This is a genomic window from Streptomyces omiyaensis, assembly GCF_014650895.1.
Lineage (GTDB): Bacteria > Actinomycetota > Actinomycetes > Streptomycetales > Streptomycetaceae > Streptomyces > Streptomyces omiyaensis.
On sequence record NZ_BMVV01000008.1, the window covers coordinates 109,659 to 133,671 of the forward strand.

Sequence of the window (24,013 nt, forward strand, 5' to 3'; positions counted from 1 at the left end):
CCACCTCCCGCTCCCCGTCCCGCCTTTCGGGCGGGCTCCCCCCGGCTCTTCCCGGGTTCTCCCGAGGTTCTTCCGGGGCCCTCCCCGGGCGATGAGATCCGCCCCACTCCGACAGGCCCTGGCGCCCTAAAACTAACAGCGCTAGTTTGGGGCGGCGGGCCGCGCGGAGCGGCCCGCCGCAGGCGAGCGGTCGAGCGGACCGGGAATGGGGAAGCTGATGAAGGCCCACGACGCGATGTACATCGGTGGGGAGTGGCGCCCCGCGGCCTCCTCCGAGACGATCCCCGTGGTCGATCCCGCCACCGAGCAGGTCATCGCCCACGTCCCGGCCGGCACCGCCGAGGACGTCGACGCCGCCGTGCGCGCCGCGCGCGCCGCGCTCCCCGGCTGGTCGGCCACCCCGCCCGCCGAGCGGGCCGCCCGGATCGCCGCCCTGCGCGACGCGCTCGCCGCCCGTGCCGAGGAGATCGCCGCCACCGTCACGGCCGAGCTGGGCGCCCCGCCGAAGCTCGCCGCCTCGGTCCACGCCGGACTGCCGGTCGCGGTGGCCGGCACCTACGCCGAACTCGCCGCCACGCACCCCTTCGTGGAGAAGGTCGGCAACTCCACCGTCTACGCGGAGCCGGTCGGCGTCGTCGCGGCCATCACGCCCTGGAACTACCCCCTCCACCAGATCGTCGCCAAGGTCGCCCCGGCCCTCGCCGCCGGCTGCGTCACCGTCCTCAAGCCCGCCGAGGACACCCCGCTCACCGCCCAGCTCTTCGCCGAGGTCGTCCACGAGGCGGGCCTCCCCGCGGGCGTCTTCAACCTCGTCACCGGCGTCGGCGCGGTCGCCGGCCGGGCCCTCGCCGAGCACCCCGGCGTCGACCTCGTCTCCTTCACCGGCTCCACCGCCGTCGGCAGCGGCATCGGCGCCCTCGCCGGCGGCGCCGTGAAGCGGGTCGCCCTCGAACTCGGCGGCAAGTCCGCCAACGTGATCCTGCCCGGCGCCGACCTCGCCAGGGCCGTCGCCGTCGGCGTCGCCAACGTCATGTCCAACTCCGGCCAGACGTGCAGCGCGTGGACCCGGATGCTGGTACCCGCCGAGCGGTACGAGGAGGCCGTCGCCCTCGCCGCCGAGGCCGCCGCCAAGTACGTCCCCGGCGAGCGCCTCGGCCCGCTGGTCAGCGCCCGCCAGCGCGACCGGGTCCGCGGCTACATCGAGCGGGGCGTCGAGGAGGGCGCCCGGCTCGTCGCCGGCGGCCCCGAGGCGCCGCTGGAGACCGGCTACTACGTCTCCCCGACGGTCTTCGCCGACGTCACCCCCGACATGACCATCGCCCGGGAGGAGATCTTCGGCCCGGTCCTCTCGATCCTCCGCTACGAGGACGAGGAGGAGGCCCTCGCGATCGCCAACGGCACCGAGTACGGTCTCGCCGGCGCCGTCTGGGGCGAGGAGGACGAGGCCGTCGCCTTCGCCCGCCGCATGGAGACCGGCCAGGTCGACATCAACGGCGGCCGGTTCAACCCGCTCGCCCCCTTCGGCGGGTGGAAGCGCTCCGGCGTCGGCCGCGAGCTCGGCGCGCACGGCCTGGCCGAGTACCTCCAGACCAAGTCCCTCCAGTTCTGAGCCCCCGACCCGCCCGCAGTAAGGAGACACCCGTGATCCGTGCCGCCGTCCTGCCCGCCGTCGGTGCCCCGCTGGAGATCACCGGCATCGAACTGCCCGAGCCCGGCCCCGGCCAGGTCCGGATCCGGCTCACCGCCGCCGGCGTGTGCCACTCCGACCTCTCGCTCACCGACGGCACCATGCGCCTTCCCGTACCGGCCGTCCTCGGCCACGAGGGCTCGGGCACCGTCGTCTCCGTCGGCGAGGGCGTCACGCACGTCGCCCCCGGCGACGGGGTGGTCCTCAACTGGGCGCCGTCCTGCGGCACCTGTCACCCCTGCTCGCTCGGCGAGGTGTGGCTCTGCGTCAACGCCCTGAACGGCGCGGCGAACGTGCACGCCCGCGCCGCCGACGGGCGCGAGCTGCACCCGGGGCTCAACGTGGGCGCCTTCGCGGAGGAGACGGTCGTCGCCGCCCCCTGCGTCCTGCCCGTGCCGGAGGGCGTACCGCTCGCCGACGCGGCCCTGCTCGGCTGCGCGGTCCTCACCGGCTGGGGCGCCGTGCACCACTCCGCCCGGGTCCGGGCGGGCGAGACCGTCGCCGTCTTCGGCGTCGGCGGCGTCGGGCTCGCCACCCTCCAGGCCGCCCGGATCGCCGGGGCGTCCGCCGTCGTCGCCGTGGACGTCTCCCCGGAGAAGGAGGAGCTGGCCCGGGCCGCCGGGGCCACCGCGTACGTGGTCGCCTCGGAGAACACCGCCCGCGAGATCCGGAAGCTGACCGGCGGTCACGGCGTCGACGTGGCCGTGGAGTGCGTGGGCCGCGCCGTGACCATCCGGACCGCCTGGGAGTCCACCCGGCGCGGCGGCCGCACCACCGTCGTCGGCATCGGCGGCAAGGACCAGCAGGTCTCCTTCCACGCGCTGGAGATCTTCCACTGGGGCCGTACCCTCTCCGGCTGCGTGTACGGCAACTCGGACCCGGCCGCGGACCTGCCCGTCATCGCCGCCCACATCCGGGACGGCGCCTTCGACCTGGGCGCGCTCGTCACCGAGCGGATCACCCTGGACGGCATCCCCGGCGCCTTCGACGCCATGCTCGCGGGCAAGGGCGGCCGCGCCCTCGTCGTCTTCTGACCGGAGGAGGGGCGAGCCGGTGGGGCCCGGTGCGAGCCGGTGAGGCTCGCACCGGCCCGCTTCCCCTCCGGCCCGCTTCCCCTCCGGCCCGCTTCCCCTCCGGCCCGCTTCCCCTCCGGCCCGCTTCCCCTCCGGCCCGCTTCCCCTCCGGCCCGGATGCCCGCCGGCGGACCGGGGACCGCCCCTCACCGGTGGCGTTCGCCCGCGGCCTCCTTCCGGCCGGCGTCCGGTCCCGGCGCCGGGGGAGCGGAGGCGCGGGGCCGGGACCGGGAGACCGCCACCCCCGCCAGGCACAGCGCGCCGCCCGCCAGCGTCAGCGCCCCGGGCAGCTCGCCGAGGAGCGCCCAGGCCATCAGGACCACCAGGGCGGGCACGGCGTAGGTGGTCGCGCCCATCCGGCCCGCGGTCGTCCGCGCCAGCGCGTACGCCCAGGTCGTGAAGGCGAGCGCGGTCGGGAACACCCCGAGGTAGACCATGTTCGCGGTCGCCGACAGCGGCGCCCGCGAGGCCTCCGCCACCAGTTGTCCGGCGAACGGCAGGCAGGCGGCGGCGCCGATCGCGCAGCCGAAGGCCGTCACCTGGAGCGCGCTCGCGTGGGCCAGCGCCGGCTTCTGCGCCACCACCCCGCCCGCGTACGCCACCGCGGCCAGCAGGCAGAGCCCGACGCCCAGCACCGAGGCGTGTCCGTCCTCGCCGGACATCGACAGCCCCACGGCCACCGCGCCCGCGAAGGACACCGCCATGCCGGCCAGCAGTCGTGGCCCCATCCGCTCCCCGAGGAAACGGGCCCCGAGCAGGGCGATCAGGAGGGGTCCGACGTTCACCAGCATCGCGGCCGTTCCGGCGTCCACCTCCTGCTCGCCCCAGTTCAGCACCACCATGTAGACCCCGAACCAGAGCAGCCCGGAGACGAGGATCCCCGGCCAGGCTGCCCGGGGCGGCAGCCCCTCGCGCCGGACCAGCAGCACGGCGCCGAGGACCAGCGCTCCGGCGAGCAGCCGCCCGAGGGCGAGCGCGCCGGGGGAGTAGGCGGCCCCGGCGCTGCGGATGGAGACGAAGGCGGACGCCCACAGGACGACGGTGACGCCGGCCGCGGCGAGCGCGAGACGGGCGGGGGAGACGGATTTCGGCATGCCCCGACGGTAGGACCCCCACCCTTCGTCGCACACCGCAATATCGCCGCACCCCCGCGCCCCTCAGCGCAGCGCGTCCGCCTCGATCCCGAGGACGTGCCGGAGGGCCGTCTCGCCGGCCGGGGTGACCTTCACCGCCCGCCCGGACCCGATCCGCACGCACCACCCCGCCTCCAGGGCGTGCGCGCAGAGCGCCGCGCCCGCCCGCCCGGCGAGGTGCGGCCGGCGCTCGGTCCAGTCGAGGCAGCCACGCGCGAGCGGCCGCCGCCCCTTCGGCACGAGGGCGATGCCGAGGTCCGCGAACCACTCCAGGCCCCGGTCCGTGAGCGCGAAGCCGGTGTCCTGGCGCAGCAGCCCGCGGGTGGTCAGCGCGTCGGTGACGGTGATCCCGAGCCGCCCGGCGAGGTGGTCGTAGCAGGTGCGGCCCCGGGCCATGGCGCGCCCCGCGCTCGCGGCCGCCAGCGACCGGGGCGCCTCGTCCGGGCCGGGGCCGGCGAGCCCGGCGAGCTCCTCCACGAGCTGCGCGACCGCGGGCCCGGCGAGCCGCACGTACCGGTGCCGGCCCTGCCGCTCCTCGGTGAGCACCCCGCCCGCGACCAGCCTCCCCAGGTGCCCCGTCGCGGTGGACGGTGCCACGCGCGCGTGGCGGGCGAGTTCCCCGGCGGTCCAGGCCCGTCCGTCGAGCAGGGCGAGCAGCATCGTGGCCCGGCTCTCGTCCGCGAAGAGCGCCGCGAACGCGGCGAGGTCTCTGGCTCCCATGGGGCCAGCATCCCCCACGCACCTTTCGGCACGGCCCGAAACGTCGGCCGGAAGCGTCCGGCGGGAAGCGCCCGACGGGAAACCCCCGCCCGTCGGGAAGCCCCGGCCACGCTCTGCACCCGCCGCCACGCTCTGCACCCGCCGCTGGGCCGGGACCCGCCGCTGGGCCGGGACCCGCCGCCGGGCCGGGAGGACGCACCCGTCACCCGCTCACGGCGCCCTCACCCGCTCACGGCGCCCTCACCCCCTCAAGGCGCCGTCACGCGCTCCGTTCCGTGCCGTGCCCCGCCCGGGCTCCCTGCACCTCGCGCTCGTACTGCGCCCCCAGGCCGTCCAGGAGGGCGCGCAGGCCCGTGGCGAAGGCGCCCTCGTCGACCTTCTCGCGGTGCTCGGCGAGGAGGTGCGCCTGGCCGAGGTGAGGGTAGTCGGCGGGGTCGTAGGCGGTCTCGTCGTCGACGAAGCCGCGCGCGAAGGAGCCGAGGGCCGAGCCGGTGACGAAGTACCGCATGAGGGCGCCGATGTGGGTGGCCTGCGCGGGCGGCCAGCCGGCCCGCACCATCGCGCCGAAGACCGCGTCGGCGAGCCTGAGACCCGCGGGGCGGCGGCCCGGCCCCTGGGCGAGGACCGGGACGATGTGCGGATGGTCGGCGAGGGCGGCCCGGTAGGAGAGCGCCCAGTCGTGCAGGGCGGTGCGCCAGTCGCGGGGGTCGCCGGGCGCGAACATCGACAGGTCGATCTTGGCGCTCACCGCGTCCGCGACGGCGTCCAGGATCTCGTCCTTGGTGCGGAAGTGGTTGTAGAGCGAGGGCCCGCTCACCCCGAGCTCGGCCGCGAGCCGCCGGGTGGAGAGGGCGGCCAGGCCTTCCGCGTCCACGAGGGCGCCCGCCGTCTCCACGATGCGGTCTCGGCTGAGCAGGGGCTTGCGCGGTCGGGCCATGGCGCACATAGTAAGCCGCACCAATAAAACTAGCAGTGGTAATTAAAGGGATGGGTGAGGTGGCACCGTGGATCTGGCGCTGAGCGAGGAGCAGCAGGACGTACGGCGGCTCGCCGAGGACTTCGTCGCCCGCGAGGTCGCCCCGCACGTCGTCGCGTGGGACCGTGCGGAGGAGGTGGACCGGGGCATCGTGAAGAAGCTCGGCGCCGTCGGCTTCCTCGGGCTCACCCTCCCCGAGGAGTACGGCGGCTCGGGCGGCGACCACCTCGCCTACTGCCTCGTCACCGAGGAGCTGGGGCGCGGCGACTCCTCCGTGCGCGGCATCGTCTCCGTCTCCCTCGGCCTCGTCGCCAAGACCATCGCAGCGTGGGGCACCGAGGAGCAGAAGCGGGCCTGGCTGCCCCGGCTCGCCTCCGGCGACGCCCTCGGCTGCTTCGGCCTCACCGAGCCCGGCACCGGCTCCGACGCGGGCGGCCTCGCCACCCGGGCGGTCCGCGACGGCGACGACTACGTGATCGACGGCGCCAAGATGTTCATCACCAACGGCACCTGGGCCGACGTCGTCCTGCTCTTCGCGCGGACCGGCGGCGCCCCCGGCCACAAGGGCGTCTCGGCCTTCCTCGTCCCCGCCGACGCCCCCGGCCTCACCCGCCGCACCGTCCACGGCAAGCTCGGCCTGCGCGGCCAGGCCACCGCCGAACTCGCCCTGGAGGGGGTGCGCGTCCCGGCCTCCGCGATGCTCGGCCCCGAGGGGAAGGGCTTCTCCGTGGCCGTGTCCGCCCTCGCCAAGGGCCGCATGTCGGTGGCGGCCGGCTGCGTCGGCATCGCCCAGGCGGCGCTCGACGCCGCCGTGCGGTACGCGGGGGAGCGCGAGCAGTTCGGCAAGCCCATCGCCTCGTACCAGCTGGTGCAGGAGCTCCTCAGCGACATCGCCGTCGACGTGGACGCGGCCCGGCTGCTGACCTGGCGGGTGGCCGATCTGATCGACCGGGGCCAGGAGTTCGCCACCGCCGCCTCCCAGGCCAAGCTGTACGCCTCCGAGGCCGCCGTCCGCTGCGCCAACAACGCCCTCCAGGTCTTCGGCGGCTACGGCTACATCGACGAGTACCCCGTCGGCAAGCTGCTGAGGGACGCCCGGGTGATGACCCTCTACGAGGGCACCAGCCAGATCCAGAAGCTCATCATCGGCCGGGCGCTCACCGGCGTCTCCGCCTTCTGAGCATCCGCGCGGTGCGGGACTGAGTACGGCGGTGAGTATCCGGGCGGATGTGGCGGAGGCCACATCCGCCCGATGCTGTGCGCATGAGCGAGTCACAGGTCAAGCAGCAGAACACGAACGCGTACCACGCGCAGGCCGTCATCTCCTTCGCGATCGCCCTCGCGGCCGTCGCCATCGGGATCTACCAGCTGGAGGCGAGCGCCTGGGTGCGGGCCTTCCTCGCCGTCTCCGTCCTCTACCTCACCACCTCCGCCTTCACCCTCGCCAAGGTGGTCCGCGACCGGCAGGAGTCCGAGCGGATCGTCAGCCGGGTGGACCAGGCCCGCCTGGAGAAGCTCCTCGCCGAGCACGACCCCTTCCAGCAGAAGCTCTGAACCCGCGCTCCCCGGGCGCCCCGCGCTCCCGGGTGCCTCGGACGCCCCGAGATCTAAGCGCTTGCTCAGCTTCGTTGTATGGTGTTCGTCCTGACCGGTCCGAGGAGGAGTGTGGGATGAGCACGGCGGAGCAGACGCCCGGCGGCGAGGACGTGGCCTGGGGCGAGGTCGCACCCGAGGCCGCCCGGAGGCTGCTGGTCGCGGCCGTCGAGGCGTTCGCCGAGCGCGGGTACCACGCCACCACCACCCGCGACATCGCCGGCCGCGCCGGCATGAGCCCGGCCGCGCTCTACATCCACTACAAGACCAAGGAAGAGCTGCTCCACCGGATCAGCCGGATCGGCCACGACCGGGCCCTGGAGATCCTCCGGGCCGCCGAGCTGCGGGAGGGCGCCGCCTCCGACCGGCTCGCCGACGCCGTCCGCTCCTTCGTGCGCTGGCACGCCGAGCGCCACACGACCGCCCGGGTCGTCCAGTACGAGCTGGACGCGCTCGGCCCCGAGCACCGCGCCGAGATCGTGGAGCTGCGCCGGGAGACCGAGGCCACCGTGCGCCGGATCATCGAGGAGGGCGTGGCGGCCGGCGAGTTCGACGTGGCGGACCCGTCCGGCACCACCGTCGCCGTGCTCTCGCTCTGCATCGACGTGGCCCGCTGGTTCAACGTCCAGGGGCGCAGGACGCCGGACGAGGTCGGCGCGTTCTACGCCGACCTCGTGCTCCGCATGGTGGGGTACCGGGCTCAGAAGTAGTAGCGGGAGACCGACTCGGCGACGCAGACCGGCTTGTCGCCGCCCTCGCGCTCCACGGTCACCTTCGCGGTGACCTGCACCCCGCCGCCCGCCTCCTCCACCCGGGTGAGGACCGCGGTGGCGCGCAGTCGCGAACCGACCGGCACCGGCGCGGGGAAGCGGACCTTCTCCGTGCCGTAGTTGAGGCCCATCTTCATGCCCTCGACCCGCAGCACCTGCGGCACGAACAGCGGCAGCAGGGAGAGGGTCAGGTAGCCGTGCGCGATCGTCGAGCCGAAGGGGCCGGAGGCGGCGCGCTCGGGGTCGACGTGGATCCACTGGTGGTCGCCGGTGGCGTCGGCGAAGAGGTCGATCCTCTTCTGGTCGACCTCCAGCCAGTCGCTGTGCCCCAGCTGCTCGCCGACCCCCGCGCGCAGCTCCTCGGCGGAGGTGAAGATCCTCGGCTCGGCCATGTTCCTCGGTCCCTTCTCGTACGACATACCCAACGGTCTGTATCTAAGCGCTTGCTCAGCATGTGGGGTGGGGGTCGCGCTGTCAACGGACCAGTAGGGTTCCGCGGGTGCCGCAGATTCCAGAGAAGATCCACGAGCTCACCGTCGGCCAGCTCTCCGCCCGCAGCGGGGCGGCCGTCTCCGCCCTCCACTTCTACGAGGCGAAGGGGCTCATCGGCAGCCGCCGCACCGCCGGCAACCAGCGCCGTTACGGCCGCGACGCGCTCCGCCGGGTCGCCTTCATCCGTGCCGCCCAGCGCGTCGGCATCCCCCTCGCCACCATCCGGGACGCCCTCTCCGCACTGCCCGAGGAGCGCACCCCGACCCGCGAGGACTGGTCCCGGCTCTCCGCGACCTGGCGGTCCGAACTCGACGACCGCATCAAGCAGCTCGGACGGCTCCGCGACCACCTGACGGACTGCATCGGCTGCGGCTGCCTCTCCCTGGAGACCTGCGTCCTGTCCAACCCCGACGACGTCTTCGGCGAGCGCATGGCCGGCTCCCGGCTGCTGCCGCTGCGCCGCGACGCCGAGCGGGGCGACGCGGAGCGGGGCGCGGCCGACCGGGACGACACCTAGACCGCGCGCTGCGGACCGGGCCGATCGGGTCCGATCAGGTCCGATCGGACCCGATCAGGGCGGATCGGGAGCGGTCCGGCGCGGTCCGCCCGTTCTCGTTCTCATCGGTTCGCGTCGGTGAGGAGCCGGTACGTTCCGCCCCCCCTCGTTCCGTTCAGGCCGTTCAAGCCGTTCAGGCCCGACCGGACGGGCCCCACGGGTCCGCCAGCGCCGCCCGCACCTGTTCGGCGGTGGACCGGGCGCGGGTGCCGTCCGGGAGGACCAGGCTGTCCTCCAGGCCGATCCGCCCGGCAGCGCCCAGCTCCCGGGCCAGCCGCAGCACCGGCCAGGCCGTCGCCCCGACCCCGTGCACCAGCAGGGGCACCCCGCTCCCGGCCGCGAGCGCGCGCGGCCACGCCTCCGTCTCCGTGCCCCGCCCGGCCGCCTCCGGGACCTCCGCCGCGACCCGCCGGACCCGGAGCGCGAGGGGGGAACGGGCGAAGAGGGCCGGGCCCGCGGTGCCGGGGCGCAGGCCCGCCTCCACCGCCACCCCGCGGTCCAGGAGCGCCGCCGCCGTCTCCTCGGCGCCGGGCTCGTGCCAGGCCACCCAGGCCAGGTCGGGGAGCGTCTCCCAGGAGCGGACCCGCGCGACCCGGCGCTCCGGGTCGGGCTCGGCCCACGCGTCCGCCGGCACCGCCACCGGTACGCGGACGCGCTCCCGCAGCGCCGTCAGCGCGGGTCCCACCACCCGGGGCGACAGGGAACCGCCGCCGCAGGGCGTCCGGGGCCGGATCCGCACCTCGTGCGCCCCTGCCGCCACCGCGTCCGCCGCGGCCTCGGCGAGCGCCGCCGGATCCCGCGGCACCACCGCCGACTCCCCGGACCCCCGAGTGCCGTTGAGCGCCGCCTGCAGCAGGGGGCCCCGCCGCCCGGTCACGGCGGACCGCACCGCCGTGCCCGCCGCGCGGGACAGGGGGCCACGCCGTCCGGTCAGGTCACCGAGGCCGGCGGACCGCGCCGCCGCGCCCGTCTCCCGCGGCAGGGGGGTGCGCCGCCCCGTCACGCCGCCGGGACCAGCGGGCGGCTGCGTGTCGCGCGGGCCCGGGCCAGGGCTCCCGGGGTGAGCACCGCACGGGGCACCTCGACGCCGCAGTCCGCGCACACCGGGCCGTACCACTCCTCGTCCCCGGGGACGCCGCCCCACGCGAGCCGTGTCCCCGCGCAGACCGGGCACGCCTCGCCCGGGCCGTCCTCCAGGGCCGTCACCAGCCGCCGTACCACCTCCGGCAGCGGATCGGTCGGGTGGACGGCCGGATCGCCGCACCGCACCACGCCGTTGCCGCCCCACACGTCCCGGTGCCAGTCGTCGACCGCGCCCAGGGCGCGCAGCCCGCCGTGCTTCTCGCGCCGGCGCCTGGCCGCGAACTCCTCCTCGTACGCGAGCCAGACGGCCCGCGCCTCCTCCAGCTCGTCCAGTGCGGCCACCAGCCGCACCGGATCGAGCTCCCGGTCGTCGGGTCCGAACCCGTGCCTGCGGCACAGGTGGTCCCAGGTCGCCCGGTGCCCGTAGGGAGCGAACCGCTCCAGGCACTTGCGCAGGGAGTACCTGCGCAGTGCCGTGTCGCAACCCTGATCACGCACCTGTCTCGCGAGACTCCGGAAACCGGCCATCGCTCGCCACCTCCGTCGCTGGTCCATCGCGCATCCGCGGTACCAGAGGGACGAACGGCGGCGCCGCCGTGTTCCGCCCGGAGGCGGAACGCCCCCCGCGTTGGCGGGAACTCGCCACCCGCGCGGGGCCTACCGGCGGCCGATCCGGGCCGCCGAGACCACGACTCCTGCCAGCTCGGGCCGCCGGACGTCGCCGTGCGAGCGGACCGCCTCCGCCACGTCGACGCTCACGCAGCCCGAGGCCGGAACCCCGTCCCGCAGCACCGTCGCCAGCGTGCGCCGCGCCGAGCCCGGAACGCCCTGGACCCCGTCCCAGCCGATCGCCCCCCACCGCGGGTCGCGCGCCACCGCCCTCCCCAGCGGCTCCGCGAAGGAGGCCGAGTCCCGGGCCGCCCGGGAGGCCAGCGGGTACATCACCCCGAGCGCGGCGTCGTGCCGCGAATGGCAGGCCACCACCGGTCCCCGCACCCGCAGCTGCATGTCCCGCAGCGCCCCCGGCCGGCCCGGGTCGTGCGGCAGCCGGGCCGCGAACGCGTAGTGCGAGAAGGCCCCCTGGAGCAGCGTCATCGACCGGACCGGCCGCAGCGCGCCCGGCAGCCCGCGCAGCGAGTACGCCACGAGCCGGGCGCCCATGCTGTGCCCCACCAGGTGCACCCGCAGTCCCGGCGCGGCCCGCGCCACCTCCGCGAGGAGCGGTCCGAGCCCGCGCTCGCCCACCCGCCCCGCCCGCTTCTTCATCACGTAGTAGGCGGCCTGCCGCAGCGCCTCCCGGCCGCCCTTCCACAGGCCGCCGAGCCCGTCCCCGGGCAGCGCCCGCGGCGCGGCGGCCTCCAGCGCCCCGGTGAACAGGGCGCAGGTCTCCACCGGGTCGGCCAGCAGGAAGTCCGGCACCGGGCCGTCCGCGGCGAACCCCGCGCCGTCCACGTCCGCCAGCTCCCGCAGCAGCGCCCCGAACTCCGCGAACGCCGCCTCCTCGGGCGGCGCGAGGGCCAGGAGCTCGGTGAGCCGGACGACCGCCCGCTCCTTCTCCGGCAGCGTCGTCACCAGGGCCCGGAAGTCCGGCACCGGCTCGTCCGTGAACATCATCGAGGGCCAGACGACCCCCGCGTACCCGGCCTCCACGCCCGGCGCCAGCAGCTCCGGGAAGGGCGCGAAGAAGTCCGCGTACAGCCGGGTCGCGCCGGAGGGGGAGTTGTTCCACCCGTGCGCGAACACCACGAGATCCGTCACCCCCCGTCGTGCCAGCGCGACCAGCTCGGCCGCCTGTCCGGCCGGACCGTCCCCGTCCCTGTCGAAGACGATCTCCCGGTACGGATCCACACTCATCCCGCTCACGGCACGCCCGTCCCTCCCCGTCGAGGAAACGCCCAGGGGGCCCCGTCCCGCGACCCCCGGGCAGCATGCCCGGATCCGGCCACGCTCAGACCTCCGTGTCCGGACCGCAACCCCTCACCGGTACAGCAGGTGCTCCCGCCGCACCGCGCGGAAGGCGGCCAGGTCCCCGGCCCAGGCGCCCACCACCTCGTCGGTGTCCGCGCCGGCGTCGACGAGGGTGCGGACCCGGGTCGATCCGGTCAGCTTGTCGATCCAGTGGTCGGGGCGCCAGGCGAAGCCGGACCAGGAGGAGCGGGCGGTGACCAGGAGGGCGATCCCGGTGCGGACCGGGTCGAAGGCCTCCCGGTCGTGGACGTGCAGCTGCACGCCGCCGACCGTGCGGCCCTGGAACTTGGAGAAGGTCGGGGCGAAGTACGCCTCGCGGAAGCGGACCCCGGGCAGCTCCAGGGCGTTCGCGGCCCGCGCCCACCGCCGGTCGACGCCCTCCGCGCCGAGCAGCTCGAAGGGGCGGGTGGTGCCCCGGCCCTCGGACAGGTTGGTGCCCTCGAAGAGGCAGGTGCCCGCGTAGACGAGCGCCGTCTCCGGGGTCGGCATGTTCGGGCTCGGCGGCACCCACGGGAGCCCGGTGGCGTCGAAGAAGTCCGACCGCCGCCAGCCCGTCATCCGCACGGTCTCCAGCTCCACCGGCCGGGCCAGGAAGGCGGCGTTGAAGAGCAGTGCCAGCTCCGCCACCGTCATCCCGTGCGCCTGCGCGATGGGCTCGCGCCCGACGAAGGTCGCGAAGGCCCGGTCCAGGACGGGTCCGAGGGCCGCCCGGCCGCTCACCGGGTTCGGCCGGTCCAGGACCACGAACCGCTTCCCGGCCAGCTCCGCCGCCACCATGCAGTCGTAGAGCGTCCAGATGTAGGTGTAGAAGCGGGCGCCCGCGTCCTGGATGTCGAAGACGACCGTGTCGACGCCGGAGGCGGTGAAGACGTCCGCCAGCGCCCGCCCGCTCTTCAGGTACGTGTCGTAGACCGGCAGCCCGGTCGCCGGGTCGTCGTGCCGGCCCTCCGAGCCGCCCGCCTGCGCGGTGCCCCGGAAGCCGTGCTCGGGGCCGAAGACGGCCACCAGGTCCACCCGTTCGTCGGCGTGCATCACGTCCACCAGGTGCCGGGCGTCCGCGGTGATCCCGGTCGGGTTGGTGACGACGCCGACCCGTTCGCCGGCCAGGAGGGCGTACCCGTCCGCCGCCAGCCGCTCGAATCCGGTCCGTACGCGCGCGCGTGCCCGTCCCGGGTCGGCCGCGGCCGGGGCGGCCGTCACGGCCAGCGCCCCTCCGGCGGCCAGCAGGCTCCGACGCGACAGCTTCATCCGCCTCATGCGTGACATGGGCACGCAGGCTAGCGCTCCCGGCGGCCCGGGGGAACGAGGCGTGCGGTGCGGGCGCGCCGCTCCTCCGGGTCTTCCACCGGCCATACCGACCGGTTAGTCTGCCCGGTGTCGCCGGAACCCCGGCGGCACGGGACTGTGAGCCGAACCATCTGGAGGGGTCCATGAACGCGGCCACGCACGAGCTCCGGGGCGCCGCCGTCGTCGTCACCGGAGCGGGCGGCGGCATCGGCGCCGCCCTCGCCCGGCGCTTCGCCGCCGAAGGCGCCCGCGTCGTCGTCAACGACCTCGACGCCGCCCGGGCCGGGGCCGTCGCCGCGGAGATCGGCGCCGTCGCCGTCGCCGGCGACGCCTCCGCGATCGTCGACGAGGCCCGCGACGCCCTCGGCGGCACCGTCGACGTCTGGTGCGCCAACGCCGGACTCGGCTCCGGCGGCGACGCCTTCGCCGACGAGGCCGTCTGGGCCGCCGCCTGGGACGTCAACGTCATGGCCCACGTCCGCGCCGCCCGCGCCCTGCTCCCCGACTGGCTGGAGCGCGGCACCGGCCGTTTCGTCTCCACCGTCTCCGCCGCCGGCCTGCTCACCATGATCGGCGCGGCCCCCTACAGCGTCTCCAAGCACGGCGCGTACGCCTTCGCCGAATGGCTCTCCCTCACCTACCGCCACCGCGGCCTGAAGGTCCACGCCATCTGCCCGCAGGGCGTCCGCACCGACATGCTCGCCGCCACCGGCTCGGCCGGCGACCTGGTCCTCGTGCCCACCGCCGTCGAGCCCGAGGCGGTCGCCGACGCCCTCCTCGACGCCATCGCCGCCGACCGCTTCCTGGTCCTCCCGCACCCCGAGGTGGCCGACTACTACCGCAACCGGGCGGACGACCCCGAGCGCTGGATCGGCGGCATGAACAAGCTCCAGCGGCACTGGGAGGCGGGCGCGCGCTAGCGCACCCGGCGCCGGATGGGAAGATCTACCGACGGGCACCCCGACCGCCAGGGGCGGGGGCGGCGAGCTGGAAGGCGGCGGAGCATGGCCAGGACGACGGACGGGGACGGTTCTCCCGTCCCCCAGAGGCTCCTCGCCGCCGCCACCCGGCTCTTCGCCGAGCGGGGCTACGACCGCACCTCGGTGCAGGAGATCGTCGAGGCGGCGGGCGTCACCAAGGGCGCCCTCTACCACTACTTCGGCTCCAAGGAGGACCTCCTCCAGGAGGTGTACGCGCGCGTGCTCCGCCTCCAGCAGGAGCGGCTCGACGACTTCGCGGACGCCGACGCGCCCGTCGAAGAGCGGCTGCGGGGCGCCGCCGCCGACGTCGTCGTCACCACCATCGAGAACCTCGACGACGCCTCGATCTTCTTCCGCTCCATGCACCACCTGAGCCCGGAGAAGAACAAGCAGGTCCGCTCGGAGCGCCGCCGCTACCACGAGCGCTTCCGCGCCCTGATCGAGGAAGGCCAGCGGGCGGGCGTCTTCTCCTCCGCCACGCCCGCCGACCTCGTCGTGGACTACCACTTCGGCTCCGTGCACCACCTGTCCACGTGGTACCGCCCCGACGGGCCGCTGACCCCGCAGCAGGTCGCCGACCACCTGGCCGACCTCCTGCTGCGGGCGCTGCGCCCGTGAGCCGTCAGAGGTAGCGCTTCAGCTCGCGGCGGGCCAGCGAGCGCTGGTGCACCTCGTCGGGGCCGTCCGCGAGCCGCAGGGTCCGCGCCGCCGCCCACAGCTCGGCGAGCGGGGTGTCCTGCGAGACGCCGCCGGCGCCGTGCGCCTGCACCGCCTTGTCGATGATGTCCACCACCGCGCGCGGGGTGGCGATCTTGATGGCCTGGATCTCGGTGTGGGCGCCCTTGTTGCCGACGGTGTCCATCAGCCAGGCCGTCTTCAGGACGAGCAGCCGCAGCTGCTCGATCGTCACCCGCGCGTCCGCGATCCAGTTCTGCACCACGCCCTGCCGGGCGAGGGTCTTGCCGAAGGCGGTGCGGGAGACGGCCCGCCGGCACGTCAGCTCCACGGCCCGCTCGGCCATGCCGATCAGCCGCATGCAGTGGTGGATGCGGCCGGGCCCGAGCCGGGCCTGGGCGATGGCGAAGCCGCCGCCCTCCTCGCCGACGATGTTCGCCGCCGGGACCCGGACCCCGTCGAAGACCACCTCGGCGTGGCCGCCGTGGTAGTGGTCCTCGTAGCCGTACACCCGCATCGCCCGGCGCACCTCCACGCCCGGGGTGTCGCGCGGGACGAGGATCATCGACTGCTGGCGGCGCGGGTCCGCCCCGTCCGGGTCGGTCTTGCCCATGACGATGAAGACCTTGCAGTCGGGGTTCATCGCCCCGGAGATGTACCACTTGCGCCCGTCGACGACGTAGGCGTCGCCGTCCCGCCGGATCCGCGTCTCGATGTTGGTGGCGTCGGAGGAGGCCACCTCCGGCTCGGTCATCGCGAAGGCCGACCGGATGTCGCCCGCGAGCAGCGGCTCCAGCCACTGCTTGCGCTGGTCCTCGTCGCCGAACTGGGCGAGCAGCTCCATGTTCCCGGTGTCCGGCGCCGCGCAGTTGAGGGCGGTCGGCGCGAGCTGCGGGCTGCGGCCGGTGATCTCGGCGAGCGGCGCGTACTGGAGGTTGGTCAGCCCGGCGCCGTACCCGGCGTCCGGCAGGAAGAGGTTCCACAGCCCCTGCCGCTTGGCCTCGGCCTTCAGCTCGGCCACCACCGGCGGCTCGTCCCACGGGGAGGCGAGCGCGGTCCGCTGCTCCTCGGCGACGGCCTCGGCCGGGTACACGTGCTCGTCCATGAAGGCGAGGAGCCGGGCGCGCAGCTCCTCGGTGCGGGCGTCGTAGGAGAAGTCCATGGCGGTTCAGCCTTCCTGGAGGGTGGTCAGGCCGTGCTCGATGAAGACGGGGACGAGGCCGCCGATGCGGTCGAAGCCGGCGCCGACGGTCTGCCCGAGGGTGTAGCGGTAGTGGATGCCCTCCAGGATCACGGCGAGCTTGAACCAGGCGAAGGCCGTGTACCAGGAGAGGGCGGAGACGTCCCGGCCGGAGCGGGCTGCGTACCGCTCGACCAACTCGGCGGCGGACGGGTGGCCGGCGGCGCTCGCGGTGGTCGAGATCGGCGAGCCGGGCAGGTCCAGCGGGGTGCTGTACATGACGAGGAGGCCCAGGTCGGTGAGCGGGTCGCCGAGCGTGGACATCTCCCAGTCCAGGACCGCCCTGATCCGGTCGTCCTCGCCGACCAGCGCGTTGTCGAGCCGGTAGTCGCCGTGCACCACGGTCGGCGCGGGGGAGTCGGGCAGCGCGCGGCCGAGGGCGGCGTGCAGCTCCTCGATCCCGGCCAGCTCGCGTCCCCGGGAGGCGGCGAGCTGCTTGCCCCAGCGGCGCAGCTGCCGGTCGAGGAAGCCCTCCGGCCGGCCGAAGTCGCCCAGTCCGACGGCCTCCGGCTGCACCGCGTGCAGGTCGACGAGGGTGTCGACCAGGCCGAGGACGGCGGCGCGGGTGCGCTCCGGGCCGAGCGGCGCGAGCTGGGAGGCGGAGCGGTACGGGGTCCCCTCGACGAACTCCATCACGTAGAAGGGCGCGCCGAGCACCTCCTCGTCCTCGCAGAGCAGCACCGTGCCGGGCACCGGCACCGCGGTCCCGCCGAGGGCGCTGATGACGCGGTGCTCCCGCTTCATGTCGTGCGCGGTGGCGAGCACGTGGCCGAGCGGCGGGCGGCGCACCACCCAGCGGCCGGTGCCGTCGGTGACGGTGTACGTGAGGTTGGAGCGGCCGCCCTCGATCAGCCGGGCTTCGAGGGGCCCGGCGACCAGTCCCGGCCGCTCGCGGTCGAGGTGGCGGCGCAGGCGCTCGGGGTCGAGGCCGGGTGGCGGGGCGGTGTGGCTCATGGGGCGTACCTCCGGTCGGTCGGTCGGCATTCATGATGACCGACCAGTCGGTATGTCGTCCAGAGGGCTCCCCGAAACAGCCGGAGGGGGACCCGGCCCCCGCCCCGGGTCCCCCTCGCCTCACCGGCCGGCGCTCAGGCGTGGCACGCCACCGGCACCCCGCCGTTCATCGCCGCCATGTCGCCGAAGACGGCCACCGGATCGAGCGGATGCCCCTCCGGCCGCCCGTCCAGCTCCGCGTACGCCCGGTGCAGGTTGGCCACCAGCCGCTCGCTCTCCCGCCACGCGGCGAACTCGCCCGGCTCCGCCCGCCGGGCGGTCTCCAGCGGCGGATCCCCCTTCGCGTGCCCCTCGGCGGCCAGCTCCGCCACCCACCGCAGATAGCGCTCGGTGGCGTCGTAGGCCGCCGGGTCCGTCACCGGCCCGTGCCCCGGCACCACCCGCTCCGCGTCCAGCGACCGCAGCACGTCGAGCGCGCGCAGCGAGCCGGCGAGCGAGCCCATCGGCAGGAACGGCGTGCCGCCCTGGAAGACCAGGTCCCCGGTGAAGACCACGCCCTGCTCCGGCAGGTGCACGATCGAGTCGCCGGTGGTGTGCGCGGGACCCGGGTGCAGCACCCGGACCTCGATCCCGCCCGCGTACACCGTCATCCGGTCCCGGTAGGTCACGTCCGGCGGCGTGATCTCGACCCGGCCGAAGTCGGTCCGCGGCCACAGCAGGTGCAGCTGGTGTCCGGCCGCGAGCTGCTCGGACCGGCAGTTCTCGTGTCCGACGATCCGCGCCCCGGGCCGGAACACCCCGTTGCCGTAGGTGTGGTCGCCGTGGTGATGGGTGTTCACGACGGTCCCGGGCAGCGGCAGCCCGGCGGCGAGCACCGCCTCGCGCAGCAGCAGGGCGCGCCGCTCGGTGGCGGTGGTGTCGACGAGCAGCGAGCCGTCCGGGTCGCCGAGGAAACCGGCGTTGTTGAGACACCAGCCGCCGTCGGGCTGGACGTAGGCGTGGACGTGCGGCGCGAGCGTGACCACGTACGGGTCGGTGGCAGGCACAGGGCTCCCCCCGGAGCGGAGACGGCCGATCGGCGGAAGGAAGATCGGCGGAACAGGGGAAGCCTGCCACCGGCGGACGCGCCGGGGGGCCCGTTCCGGGGGACCGGACCCGCCCGGACCGCCCCGCCCGGCTTGCGCGCCGACCCGTCCGCGCCGAGGGTCGGAGCCATGAAGGCGATCAGCTACCGCAGGTACGGCGGCCCCGAGGTCCTGGAGTACGGCGAGCTTCCCGACCCGAAGGTGGGGCCCGACGAGGTCCTGGTCAGGGTCCGGGCGGCGGCGGTCAACCCGGTCGACTGGAAGGCGCAGGCCGGCTACCTCGACGGCATGATCGACGCCGTCTTCCCGGTCGTGCCCGGCTGGGACGTCTCCGGCGTCGTCGTCCGCCCCGGCGTCTCCGTCACCGAGTGGGCGGAGGGCGACGAGGTCATGGGGTACGTCCGGGAGGACTTCCTCTCCCACGGCACCTTCGCCGAGTACGTCGCCGCCCCGGTCCGCACCCTCGGCCGCAAGCCCCGCGCCTACTCCTTCGAGGAGGCCGCCGGCCTGCCGCTGGCCGGCCTCACCGCCTACCAGGCCCTGCACACCGCGCTCTCGGTGCGCCCCGGGGAGACGGTCCTGGTCCTCGCGGCGGCCGGCGGCGTCGGCTCCATGGGCGTCCAGATCGCCCGCCACCTCGGCTGCCGGGTCCTCGGCGCCGCCCGCGAGGCCGGCCGGGAGCGGGTGGCCGCCCTCGGCGCCGAGCCGGTCCTCTTCGACGAGGCGACCTTCACCCGGCAGGTGCGCGAGCTCGCCCCGGACGGCGTGGACGCCGTCCTCGACACCCTCGGCGGCCCCTTCCTCCAGCACGCCGCGCGGCTGCTCGCCCCCGGCGGCCGGCTCGCCTCCGTCGCCGACGGCGAGGTCCTGGCGCTCGGCGGCCGCTACTACTGGGTCCGCCCGGACGCCGCCGACCTGGCCGCGCTCGCCGACCTCGCCGACGAGGGCGTCCTGGACGTCCGGGTGGCGAAGACCTTCCCGCTGGAGCGGGCGGCCGACGCCCAGCGCGCCAACGCCGCGGGCGGCCTCCAGGGCAAGGTCGTGGTCACCGTCCCATAGGGGCCGTCACCAGATCAGCACCGCCCCGCACACCGCCAGGGCGATCGTGCAGCCGGTGGCGAGCACCGCGGCCCGGACGGACAGGACCCGGGGCCGGGCGGTGTCCAGGGCGCGGATCCGCCGGTGGGCGACGGCCAGGAAGCCGATCCACAGCAGCGCGGAGAGGGCCAGCCCGGTCACCCCCGCCGCCGTGGCGCCGTCCACGAAGGCCAGCTTGACGCCGAGCACCGCCACGACCGTGCAGGACAGCGTGGTCCGCCTCCAGGCGAGCCGGGTCCGCTCCGGCTGGAGCCCCGGGTCCCGGTCGGCGGCCGCGGCGGACCCGGGCGCGGGACCGCCCACTAGCCGGCCCGGCCGAAGACCACGAGCACCACCATCGCGACCGCCACCACCGCCACCGTGAGGCTCAGGACCGCGGGGAAGCGGGAGACCGGAAGGTCCTCGCCCCGGCGCATGGCCCGCTCACAGCGGATCCAGTGGTTCACCGCGCGCAGCGCGCACAGCACGCCGGCCGCGAGCAGCGCGAGCGAGAGCCCGACCCGGACCGCCCAGCGCAGGTCCGGCAGGAACTGGTCGACGGCGAAACCGCCGCCGACGAGCGCGAGCGCGGTCCGGATCCAGGCGAGGAAGGTCCGCTCGTTGGCGAGGGAGAAGCGGTAGTCGGGGGTCTCGCCCTCGTCGCCGATCCGCTGCGGCGCGAACCACAGCCGCAGACTCTGTACGAATTGCCTCACCCCGGCACCCTAATGGCCGATCCCTACCAGCTCCGGTCCGCCACCAGCCGTTCGTACGCGGCGAGACCGTCCGGCACCCACTCCCAGGCCCCGGCCGCGCCCGGCAGCCGCTCCCGCAGCTCGTCCTCGGTGAGGAAGGCGTGCCAGGCGACCTCCTCGGCCTGCGGCCGCACCGGCAGGTCGCAGCGGACCTCGTAGACGGCCGACCACCACTTCCCGGCCACGCCCCCGGAGTCGTACAGGAACTTGTGCAGGAAGGCGGGGCGGGGCAGCCCGGAGACGCCGAGCTCCTCCTCGGCCTCGCGGAGCGCCGCGTCGTCGTAGGACTCGCCGGCGCCGACGACCCCGCCGACGAAGAGGTCGTACAGCGAGGGGAAGACCAGCTTCGTCGGCGTCCTGCGGTGGACGAAGACCCGCCCCTCGGCGTCCCGCACGCGGACGAAGGTGCAGCGGTGGATCAGGCCCCGCGCGTACACCTCGCCGCGTGGGGCCCGCCCGATCACCCGGTCCTGCTCGTCGACGACGTCCAGTACTTCATCGGAAGCGCTCATGCGCCCCATCCAACCAGCCGGGTCGCCGGGGCTCCGGAGTCACCGCCCCATGACGTACTCGACCGTCGGGCCGGTGGTCCAGCCGCCGTCCACGGCGAGTTCCGCGCCGGTCACGTACGAGGCGGCGTCCGAGAGCAGGAAGACGACCGCGCCGGCGATCTCGTCGGCCTCGCCGACCCGGCCCATCGGCGTGTTCGGGTACATGCCCTCACCGCGCCGGATGCCGACCGAGGCGGTCATCGGGGTGTAGGTCATGCCGGGGTGGACCGAGTTGACCCGGATCCCGGAGGTGCCGAGCTCGACCGCGCCGATCTTGGTGAGGCCGCGGACGCCCCACTTGGAGGCGCCGTAGCCGGCGGTCAGCGCGAGGCCCATCAGGCCGGCCGCGGAGGAGATGTTGACGATGGAGCCGCCGCCGGCCTCGCGCATCGCCGGTATCGCGGCCTTCATGCCGATGAAGACGCCGGTGAGGTTGATGTCGAGGACCTTGCGGAAGTGCTCGACGCTCTCGGACTCCAGGAGGGTGCCGGTGGAGATGCCGGCGTTGTTCACCAGGCCGTGCAGACCGCCGAACTCGGCGACGGCGCAGGCGACGGCGGCCGCCCACTCCTCCTCGGAGGTGACGTCGTGGTGGAGGAAGCGGGCGCGCTCGCCGAGGCTCGCGGCGGTCGCCGCGCCGTCCTCGTCGAGGACGTCGGTGACGACCACGTTCGCCCCGGCGGCGACGGCCCGGCGGGCCGCTTCGGCGCCCAGGCCGCGGGCGCCGCCGGTGATGAGGACGGTCTTGCCGGAGAGGTCGTTCATGGAGGGTCCTTTCGGGGTGGTGCTGCGCATCAGGGCCTCCGGGGCGGTGCGGCCCGGAGGAGCGCGGTGGTGGTCTCGACGAGGTCGGCGAGGAAGAGGGGCTCGTCGGTGAGCGGCTCCGTCCCGTCGAGGTACTGCCGGGCCCGGTCGGCGAGGGCCGCGCCGACGACCGTGAGGGCCAGGTCCAGGCGCTCCAGGAGCAGCGGCTCGGGCAGCCCGTCGTCGGCGAGGCGTCCGGCGATCCGCTCGATCAGCGTCCAGTAGGCGGTGCCGGCGAGGGTGGGGTGGGGGGTGCGGGCGCGGACGCCGCTCTCGTGGCTGAGCTGCGCGGAGACCCGCAGGCAGCGGCGGCCCCGCTCGGTGCCCAGCTCGCTCGCCTCGGCGGTGACGAGGGCGGTGAGCAGCTCGCGCACGCCGGCCTCCTCGTCGTACGGGAGGGAGACCAGCACCTGCTCGGTGCGGGCCAGCCGGCCGGCCATGACCGCGTCGAGGAGTCCGGCGCGGGAGCCGAAGTGGTACTGGACCGCGGAGGGGTTGGCCTGTCCGGCGAGCCGGGTGACGTCCCTCAGCTGCGCGCCGTCGACGCCCTGGGAGGCGAAGAGCTCCTCCGCCGCGCGGACCAGTTTCTCCCGGGTCTCGGGGCCCGATGTCCTTGCCATGGAAACATATTAATGCGCGACATTAGAAAACGGGAGGGGGCCGGACGGTCCGGAACGGTTGACTCGATACATCCGTGTATCCAAGATGCGGTCCATGCCCTACGACGCCGATGTGATCGTGATCGGGGCCGGCCTCGCCGGTCTCGTCGCCACCGCCGAACTGGTCGAAGCCGGCCGGTCCGTGATCCTCCTGGACCAGGAGCCCGAACAGTCCCTCGGCGGCCAGGCCCACTGGTCCTTCGGCGGGCTCTTCCTCGTCGACTCCCCCGAACAGCGCCGGCTGCGCATCAAGGACAGCCACGCCCTCGCCCTCCAGGACTGGAGGGGCACCGCCGGCTTCGACCGCCCCGAGGACGACTGGGCCCGCCGCTGGGCGGAGGCGTACGTCGACTTCGCGGCCGGCGAGAAGCGCGCCTGGCTCCACGCGCGCGGCGTCCGCTTCTTCCCGGTCGTCGGCTGGGCCGAGCGCGGCGGCTACGACGCCACCGGGCACGGCAACTCCGTCCCGCGCTTCCACATCACCTGGGGCACGGGCCCCGGCCTCGTCGCCCCCTTCGAGGCGAAGGTCCGCGAAGGCGTCGCCCGCGGCCTCGTCACCTTCCGCTTCCGCCACCGCGTCACCTCCCTGGGTCGCACCGGGGGCGCCCTGGACACGGTCTCCGGCGAGGTCCTGGAACCCTCCGACGCGGAACGCGGCACCGCCAGCAGCAGGACCGCGACCGGCTCCTTCGAGCTGAGGGCCCAGGCGGTGATCGTCACCACCGGCGGCATCGGCGGCAACCACGACCTGGTCCGCTCCCAGTGGCCGGCCCGCCTCGGCACCCCGCCCGCGAAGCTGCTCTCCGGCGTCCCCGCCCACGTCGACGGCCTGATGCTCGGCATCGCGGAGAAGGCCGGCGCCCACCACGTCAACCGCGACCGGATGTGGCACTACACCGAGGGCATCGAGAACTGGAACCCCCTCTGGGCCAAGCACGGCATCCGCATCCTGCCCGGCCCCTCCTCCCTCTGGCTCGACGCCACCGGCAAGCGGCTCCCGGTGCCGCTCTTCCCCGGCTTCGACACGCTCGGCACCCTCGAACACATCATGCGGACCGGTCACGACCACACCTGGTTCGTGCTCGACCAGCGGATCATCGGCAAGGAGTTCGCCCTCTCCGGCTCCGAGCAGAACCCCGACCTCACCGGCAAGTCCGTCCGCGACGTCCTCGGCCGCGCCCGCGCCGACGTCCCGGGCCCCGTCCGGGCGTTCATGGACAAGGGCGCCGACTTCGTCGTCGAGGACGACCTCGGGGCCCTGGTCCGGGGCATGAACCGGGTCACCGGCCAGGACCTCGTCGACGAGTCCGCGCTCCGCCGCGAGATCACCGCCCGCGACCGAGAGATCGCCAACCCCTTCACCAAGGACCTCCAGATCACCGCGATCCGCGGCGCACGCAGCTACCTGGGCGACCGCCTGATCCGCACCGCCGCCCCGCACCGGATCCTCGATCCCAAGGCCGGCCCGCTGATCGCGGTCCGCCTCAACATCCTCACCCGCAAGTCCCTCGGAGGCCTCCGGACCGACCTCTCCTCGCGGGTCCTCACCGACACCGGCGAACCCCTTCCCGGCCTGTACGCGGCGGGCGAGGCCGCCGGCTTCGGCGGCGGCGGCGTCCACGGCTACCGCTCCCTCGAAGGCACCTTCCTCGGCGGCTGCATCTTCTCCGGCCGCGCGGCCGGGCGGGCCGCGGCGGCGGCCACCGCGTAGGAACGGCCCCGCACAGGACCCCGGCCCCGGCATAGGACCCCGGCCCCCGCACAGGACCCCGGCCCCGGCCTCCCGCGCAGGACCCCGGCCCCCGCGCAGGGGCGGCCAGGGCACAGGACCCGCCCCCGCGCAGGGGCGGCCAGGGCACGGGAAGGGCCCGGTCCCCGGAGCGCACGCGCTCCGG

At 75.1% G+C, this 24,013-nt stretch carries 26 protein-coding genes; 10 read left to right on the forward strand and 16 right to left on the reverse strand.

Translation table 11 applies throughout. The features are described from left to right. The first annotated feature begins 217 nt into the window (after window positions 1-217). Both IE287_RS15535 and IE287_RS15540 read left to right on the forward strand, forming a co-directional pair. Window positions 218-1,609 carry an aldehyde dehydrogenase family protein gene (locus IE287_RS15535; RefSeq protein ID WP_189849845.1) on the forward strand — a complete coding sequence of 464 codons (1,392 nt, stop codon included), beginning with the start codon at window positions 218-220 and terminating at the stop codon, window positions 1,607-1,609. Between the two features lie 32 nt (window positions 1,610-1,641). Beyond that, window positions 1,642-2,721 (forward strand): zinc-binding dehydrogenase, encoded by a 1,080-nt coding sequence (locus IE287_RS15540; protein ID WP_189849641.1) that lies wholly within the window; start codon window positions 1,642-1,644, stop codon window positions 2,719-2,721. Between the two features lie 185 nt (window positions 2,722-2,906). Here the strand turns inward: IE287_RS15540 and IE287_RS15545 are convergent, their stop codons facing one another. The 3 genes from IE287_RS15545 to IE287_RS15555 form a co-directional block, all read right to left on the reverse strand. Further along, on the reverse strand, window positions 2,907-3,854 hold the full coding sequence (locus IE287_RS15545; protein WP_189849642.1) for a DMT family transporter: 948 nt from the start codon (window positions 3,852-3,854) through the stop codon (window positions 2,907-2,909). Window positions 3,855-3,917: 63 nt separating this feature from the next. Continuing rightward, window positions 3,918-4,613 (reverse strand): ArsR/SmtB family transcription factor, encoded by a 696-nt coding sequence (locus tag IE287_RS15550; RefSeq protein ID WP_189849643.1) that lies wholly within the window; start codon window positions 4,611-4,613, stop codon window positions 3,918-3,920. Window positions 4,614-4,872: 259 nt separating this feature from the next. Further along, entirely contained in the window at window positions 4,873-5,550 is a 678-nt protein-coding gene (locus IE287_RS15555; protein ID WP_189849644.1) for a TetR/AcrR family transcriptional regulator, read from the reverse strand. Between the two features lie 67 nt (window positions 5,551-5,617). Here IE287_RS15555 and IE287_RS15560 point away from each other — a divergent pair, with 67 nt between their 5' ends. The 3 genes from IE287_RS15560 to IE287_RS15570 all read left to right on the forward strand — a co-directional run bounded on the left by IE287_RS15560 (window position 5,618) and on the right by IE287_RS15570 (window position 7,892). After that, the gene (locus IE287_RS15560) at window positions 5,618-6,769 is read left to right on the forward strand and encodes an acyl-CoA dehydrogenase family protein (RefSeq protein WP_189849645.1); all 1,152 of its coding nucleotides are present in this window, start codon (window positions 5,618-5,620) and stop codon (window positions 6,767-6,769) included. Between the two features lie 83 nt (window positions 6,770-6,852). Then, window positions 6,853-7,143 carry a YiaA/YiaB family inner membrane protein gene (locus IE287_RS15565; RefSeq protein ID WP_189849646.1) on the forward strand — a complete coding sequence of 97 codons (291 nt, stop codon included), beginning with the start codon at window positions 6,853-6,855 and terminating at the stop codon, window positions 7,141-7,143. Window positions 7,144-7,259: 116 nt separating this feature from the next. Beyond that, window positions 7,260-7,892: a TetR/AcrR family transcriptional regulator gene (locus IE287_RS15570; RefSeq protein ID WP_189849647.1), complete on the forward strand. Its 633-nt coding sequence runs from the start codon at window positions 7,260-7,262 to the stop codon at window positions 7,890-7,892. Here IE287_RS15570 and IE287_RS15575 read toward each other — a convergent pair. Then, window positions 7,883-8,344: a MaoC family dehydratase gene (locus IE287_RS15575; protein WP_189849846.1), complete on the reverse strand. Its 462-nt coding sequence runs from the start codon at window positions 8,342-8,344 to the stop codon at window positions 7,883-7,885. The two genes, IE287_RS15570 and IE287_RS15575, sit on opposite strands and share 10 nt — an antisense overlap. A 107-nt stretch (window positions 8,345-8,451) precedes the next feature. On the opposite strand from IE287_RS15575, the gene soxR reads away from it, so the two are divergent. Next, window positions 8,452-8,961, forward strand: a complete 510-nt coding sequence (gene soxR, locus IE287_RS15580) for a redox-sensitive transcriptional activator SoxR (protein WP_189849648.1) — start codon at window positions 8,452-8,454, stop codon at window positions 8,959-8,961. A gap of 172 nt (window positions 8,962-9,133) precedes the next feature. Here the strand turns inward: soxR and IE287_RS15585 are convergent, their stop codons facing one another. From IE287_RS15585 to IE287_RS15600, 4 genes are all read right to left on the reverse strand, one after another. Continuing rightward, on the reverse strand, window positions 9,134-9,856 hold the full coding sequence (locus IE287_RS15585; protein ID WP_189849847.1) for a 3-keto-5-aminohexanoate cleavage protein: 723 nt from the start codon (window positions 9,854-9,856) through the stop codon (window positions 9,134-9,136). 143 nt (window positions 9,857-9,999) lie between these two features. Continuing rightward, a complete protein-coding gene (locus IE287_RS15590; protein ID WP_189849649.1) occupies window positions 10,000-10,611 on the reverse strand; it encodes a hypothetical protein in 612 nt (203 codons plus the stop codon). 129 nt (window positions 10,612-10,740) lie between these two features. Further along, complete coding sequence (locus IE287_RS15595) at window positions 10,741-11,937, reverse strand: lipase family protein (protein WP_189849650.1); 1,197 nt, start codon at window positions 11,935-11,937, stop codon at window positions 10,741-10,743. A gap of 123 nt (window positions 11,938-12,060) precedes the next feature. Beyond that, on the reverse strand, window positions 12,061-13,299 hold the full coding sequence (locus tag IE287_RS15600) for an exo-beta-N-acetylmuramidase NamZ family protein (RefSeq protein ID WP_189849848.1): 1,239 nt from the start codon (window positions 13,297-13,299) through the stop codon (window positions 12,061-12,063). A gap of 182 nt (window positions 13,300-13,481) precedes the next feature. On the opposite strand from IE287_RS15600, the gene IE287_RS15605 reads away from it, so the two are divergent. Both IE287_RS15605 and IE287_RS15610 read left to right on the forward strand, forming a co-directional pair. Continuing rightward, window positions 13,482-14,258: an SDR family oxidoreductase gene (locus IE287_RS15605; protein ID WP_189849651.1), complete on the forward strand. Its 777-nt coding sequence runs from the start codon at window positions 13,482-13,484 to the stop codon at window positions 14,256-14,258. 84 nt (window positions 14,259-14,342) lie between these two features. Further along, the gene (locus IE287_RS15610) at window positions 14,343-14,936 is read left to right on the forward strand and encodes a TetR/AcrR family transcriptional regulator (RefSeq protein WP_189849652.1); all 594 of its coding nucleotides are present in this window, start codon (window positions 14,343-14,345) and stop codon (window positions 14,934-14,936) included. A gap of 4 nt (window positions 14,937-14,940) precedes the next feature. Here the strand turns inward: IE287_RS15610 and IE287_RS15615 are convergent, their stop codons facing one another. The 3 genes from IE287_RS15615 to IE287_RS15625 form a co-directional block, all read right to left on the reverse strand. Beyond that, the gene (locus tag IE287_RS15615) at window positions 14,941-16,155 is read right to left on the reverse strand and encodes an acyl-CoA dehydrogenase family protein (protein WP_189849653.1); all 1,215 of its coding nucleotides are present in this window, start codon (window positions 16,153-16,155) and stop codon (window positions 14,941-14,943) included. 6 nt (window positions 16,156-16,161) lie between these two features. Beyond that, the gene (locus IE287_RS15620; protein WP_189849654.1) at window positions 16,162-17,187 is read right to left on the reverse strand and encodes a phosphotransferase family protein; all 1,026 of its coding nucleotides are present in this window, start codon (window positions 17,185-17,187) and stop codon (window positions 16,162-16,164) included. A 134-nt stretch (window positions 17,188-17,321) separates the two neighbouring features. Then, window positions 17,322-18,233 (reverse strand): MBL fold metallo-hydrolase, encoded by a 912-nt coding sequence (locus IE287_RS15625; RefSeq protein ID WP_189849655.1) that lies wholly within the window; start codon window positions 18,231-18,233, stop codon window positions 17,322-17,324. Between the two features lie 168 nt (window positions 18,234-18,401). Between IE287_RS15625 and IE287_RS15630 the strand changes: the two genes are divergently transcribed. After that, complete coding sequence (locus IE287_RS15630; RefSeq protein ID WP_189849656.1) at window positions 18,402-19,331, forward strand: NADP-dependent oxidoreductase; 930 nt, start codon at window positions 18,402-18,404, stop codon at window positions 19,329-19,331. Between the two features lie 6 nt (window positions 19,332-19,337). Here IE287_RS15630 and IE287_RS15635 read toward each other — a convergent pair whose 3' ends face one another. Genes IE287_RS15635 through IE287_RS15655 form a run of 5 tightly spaced genes read right to left on the reverse strand, consistent with a single transcriptional unit; the run spans window position 19,338 to window position 22,079 of the window. Next, a complete protein-coding gene (locus IE287_RS15635; RefSeq protein WP_189849657.1) occupies window positions 19,338-19,673 on the reverse strand; it encodes a DUF202 domain-containing protein in 336 nt (111 codons plus the stop codon). Then, entirely contained in the window at window positions 19,673-20,065 is a 393-nt protein-coding gene (locus tag IE287_RS15640) for a YidH family protein (protein ID WP_189849658.1), read from the reverse strand. Before IE287_RS15640 ends, IE287_RS15635 begins: the two co-directional genes overlap by 1 nt. 23 nt (window positions 20,066-20,088) lie before the next feature. Then, window positions 20,089-20,616: an NUDIX hydrolase gene (locus IE287_RS15645; protein WP_189849659.1), complete on the reverse strand. Its 528-nt coding sequence runs from the start codon at window positions 20,614-20,616 to the stop codon at window positions 20,089-20,091. 39 nt (window positions 20,617-20,655) lie between these two features. Beyond that, window positions 20,656-21,420, reverse strand: coding sequence for a glucose 1-dehydrogenase (locus tag IE287_RS15650; protein WP_189849660.1), 765 nt, complete (start codon window positions 21,418-21,420; stop codon window positions 20,656-20,658). Between the two features lie 29 nt (window positions 21,421-21,449). Beyond that, a complete protein-coding gene (locus tag IE287_RS15655) occupies window positions 21,450-22,079 on the reverse strand; it encodes a TetR/AcrR family transcriptional regulator (protein ID WP_189849661.1) in 630 nt (209 codons plus the stop codon). A 94-nt stretch (window positions 22,080-22,173) separates the two neighbouring features. On the opposite strand from IE287_RS15655, the gene IE287_RS15660 reads away from it, so the two are divergent. Further along, window positions 22,174-23,829, forward strand: a complete 1,656-nt coding sequence (locus tag IE287_RS15660) for an FAD-binding dehydrogenase (RefSeq protein ID WP_189849662.1) — start codon at window positions 22,174-22,176, stop codon at window positions 23,827-23,829. Window positions 23,830-24,013: the final 184 nt, after the last annotated feature.

Coding starts and splice junctions, on each gene's coding strand:
- IE287_RS15535 (WP_189849845.1), top strand. CDS start 218: ATGAAGGCCCACGACGCGATGTACATCGGTGGGGAGTGGCGCCCCGCG.
- IE287_RS15545 (WP_189849642.1), bottom strand. CDS start 3,854: ATGCCGAAATCCGTCTCCCCCGCCCGTCTCGCGCTCGCCGCGGCCGGC.
- IE287_RS15550 (WP_189849643.1), bottom strand. CDS start 4,613: ATGGGAGCCAGAGACCTCGCCGCGTTCGCGGCGCTCTTCGCGGACGAG.
- IE287_RS15555 (WP_189849644.1), bottom strand. CDS start 5,550: ATGGCCCGACCGCGCAAGCCCCTGCTCAGCCGAGACCGCATCGTGGAG.
- IE287_RS15565 (WP_189849646.1), top strand. CDS start 6,853: ATGAGCGAGTCACAGGTCAAGCAGCAGAACACGAACGCGTACCACGCG.
- IE287_RS15570 (WP_189849647.1), top strand. CDS start 7,260: ATGAGCACGGCGGAGCAGACGCCCGGCGGCGAGGACGTGGCCTGGGGC.
- IE287_RS15575 (WP_189849846.1), bottom strand. CDS start 8,344: ATGGCCGAGCCGAGGATCTTCACCTCCGCCGAGGAGCTGCGCGCGGGG.
- IE287_RS15590 (WP_189849649.1), bottom strand. CDS start 10,611: ATGGCCGGTTTCCGGAGTCTCGCGAGACAGGTGCGTGATCAGGGTTGC.
- IE287_RS15595 (WP_189849650.1), bottom strand. CDS start 11,937: ATGAGTGTGGATCCGTACCGGGAGATCGTCTTCGACAGGGACGGGGAC.
- IE287_RS15600 (WP_189849848.1), bottom strand. CDS start 13,299: ATGAAGCTGTCGCGTCGGAGCCTGCTGGCCGCCGGAGGGGCGCTGGCC.
- IE287_RS15605 (WP_189849651.1), top strand. CDS start 13,482: ATGAACGCGGCCACGCACGAGCTCCGGGGCGCCGCCGTCGTCGTCACC.
- IE287_RS15610 (WP_189849652.1), top strand. CDS start 14,343: ATGGCCAGGACGACGGACGGGGACGGTTCTCCCGTCCCCCAGAGGCTC.
- IE287_RS15615 (WP_189849653.1), bottom strand. CDS start 16,155: ATGGACTTCTCCTACGACGCCCGCACCGAGGAGCTGCGCGCCCGGCTC.
- IE287_RS15620 (WP_189849654.1), bottom strand. CDS start 17,187: ATGAGCCACACCGCCCCGCCACCCGGCCTCGACCCCGAGCGCCTGCGC.
- IE287_RS15630 (WP_189849656.1), top strand. CDS start 18,402: ATGAAGGCGATCAGCTACCGCAGGTACGGCGGCCCCGAGGTCCTGGAG.
- IE287_RS15645 (WP_189849659.1), bottom strand. CDS start 20,616: ATGAGCGCTTCCGATGAAGTACTGGACGTCGTCGACGAGCAGGACCGG.
- IE287_RS15650 (WP_189849660.1), bottom strand. CDS start 21,420: ATGAACGACCTCTCCGGCAAGACCGTCCTCATCACCGGCGGCGCCCGC.
- IE287_RS15655 (WP_189849661.1), bottom strand. CDS start 22,079: ATGGCAAGGACATCGGGCCCCGAGACCCGGGAGAAACTGGTCCGCGCG.
- IE287_RS15660 (WP_189849662.1), top strand. CDS start 22,174: ATGCCCTACGACGCCGATGTGATCGTGATCGGGGCCGGCCTCGCCGGT.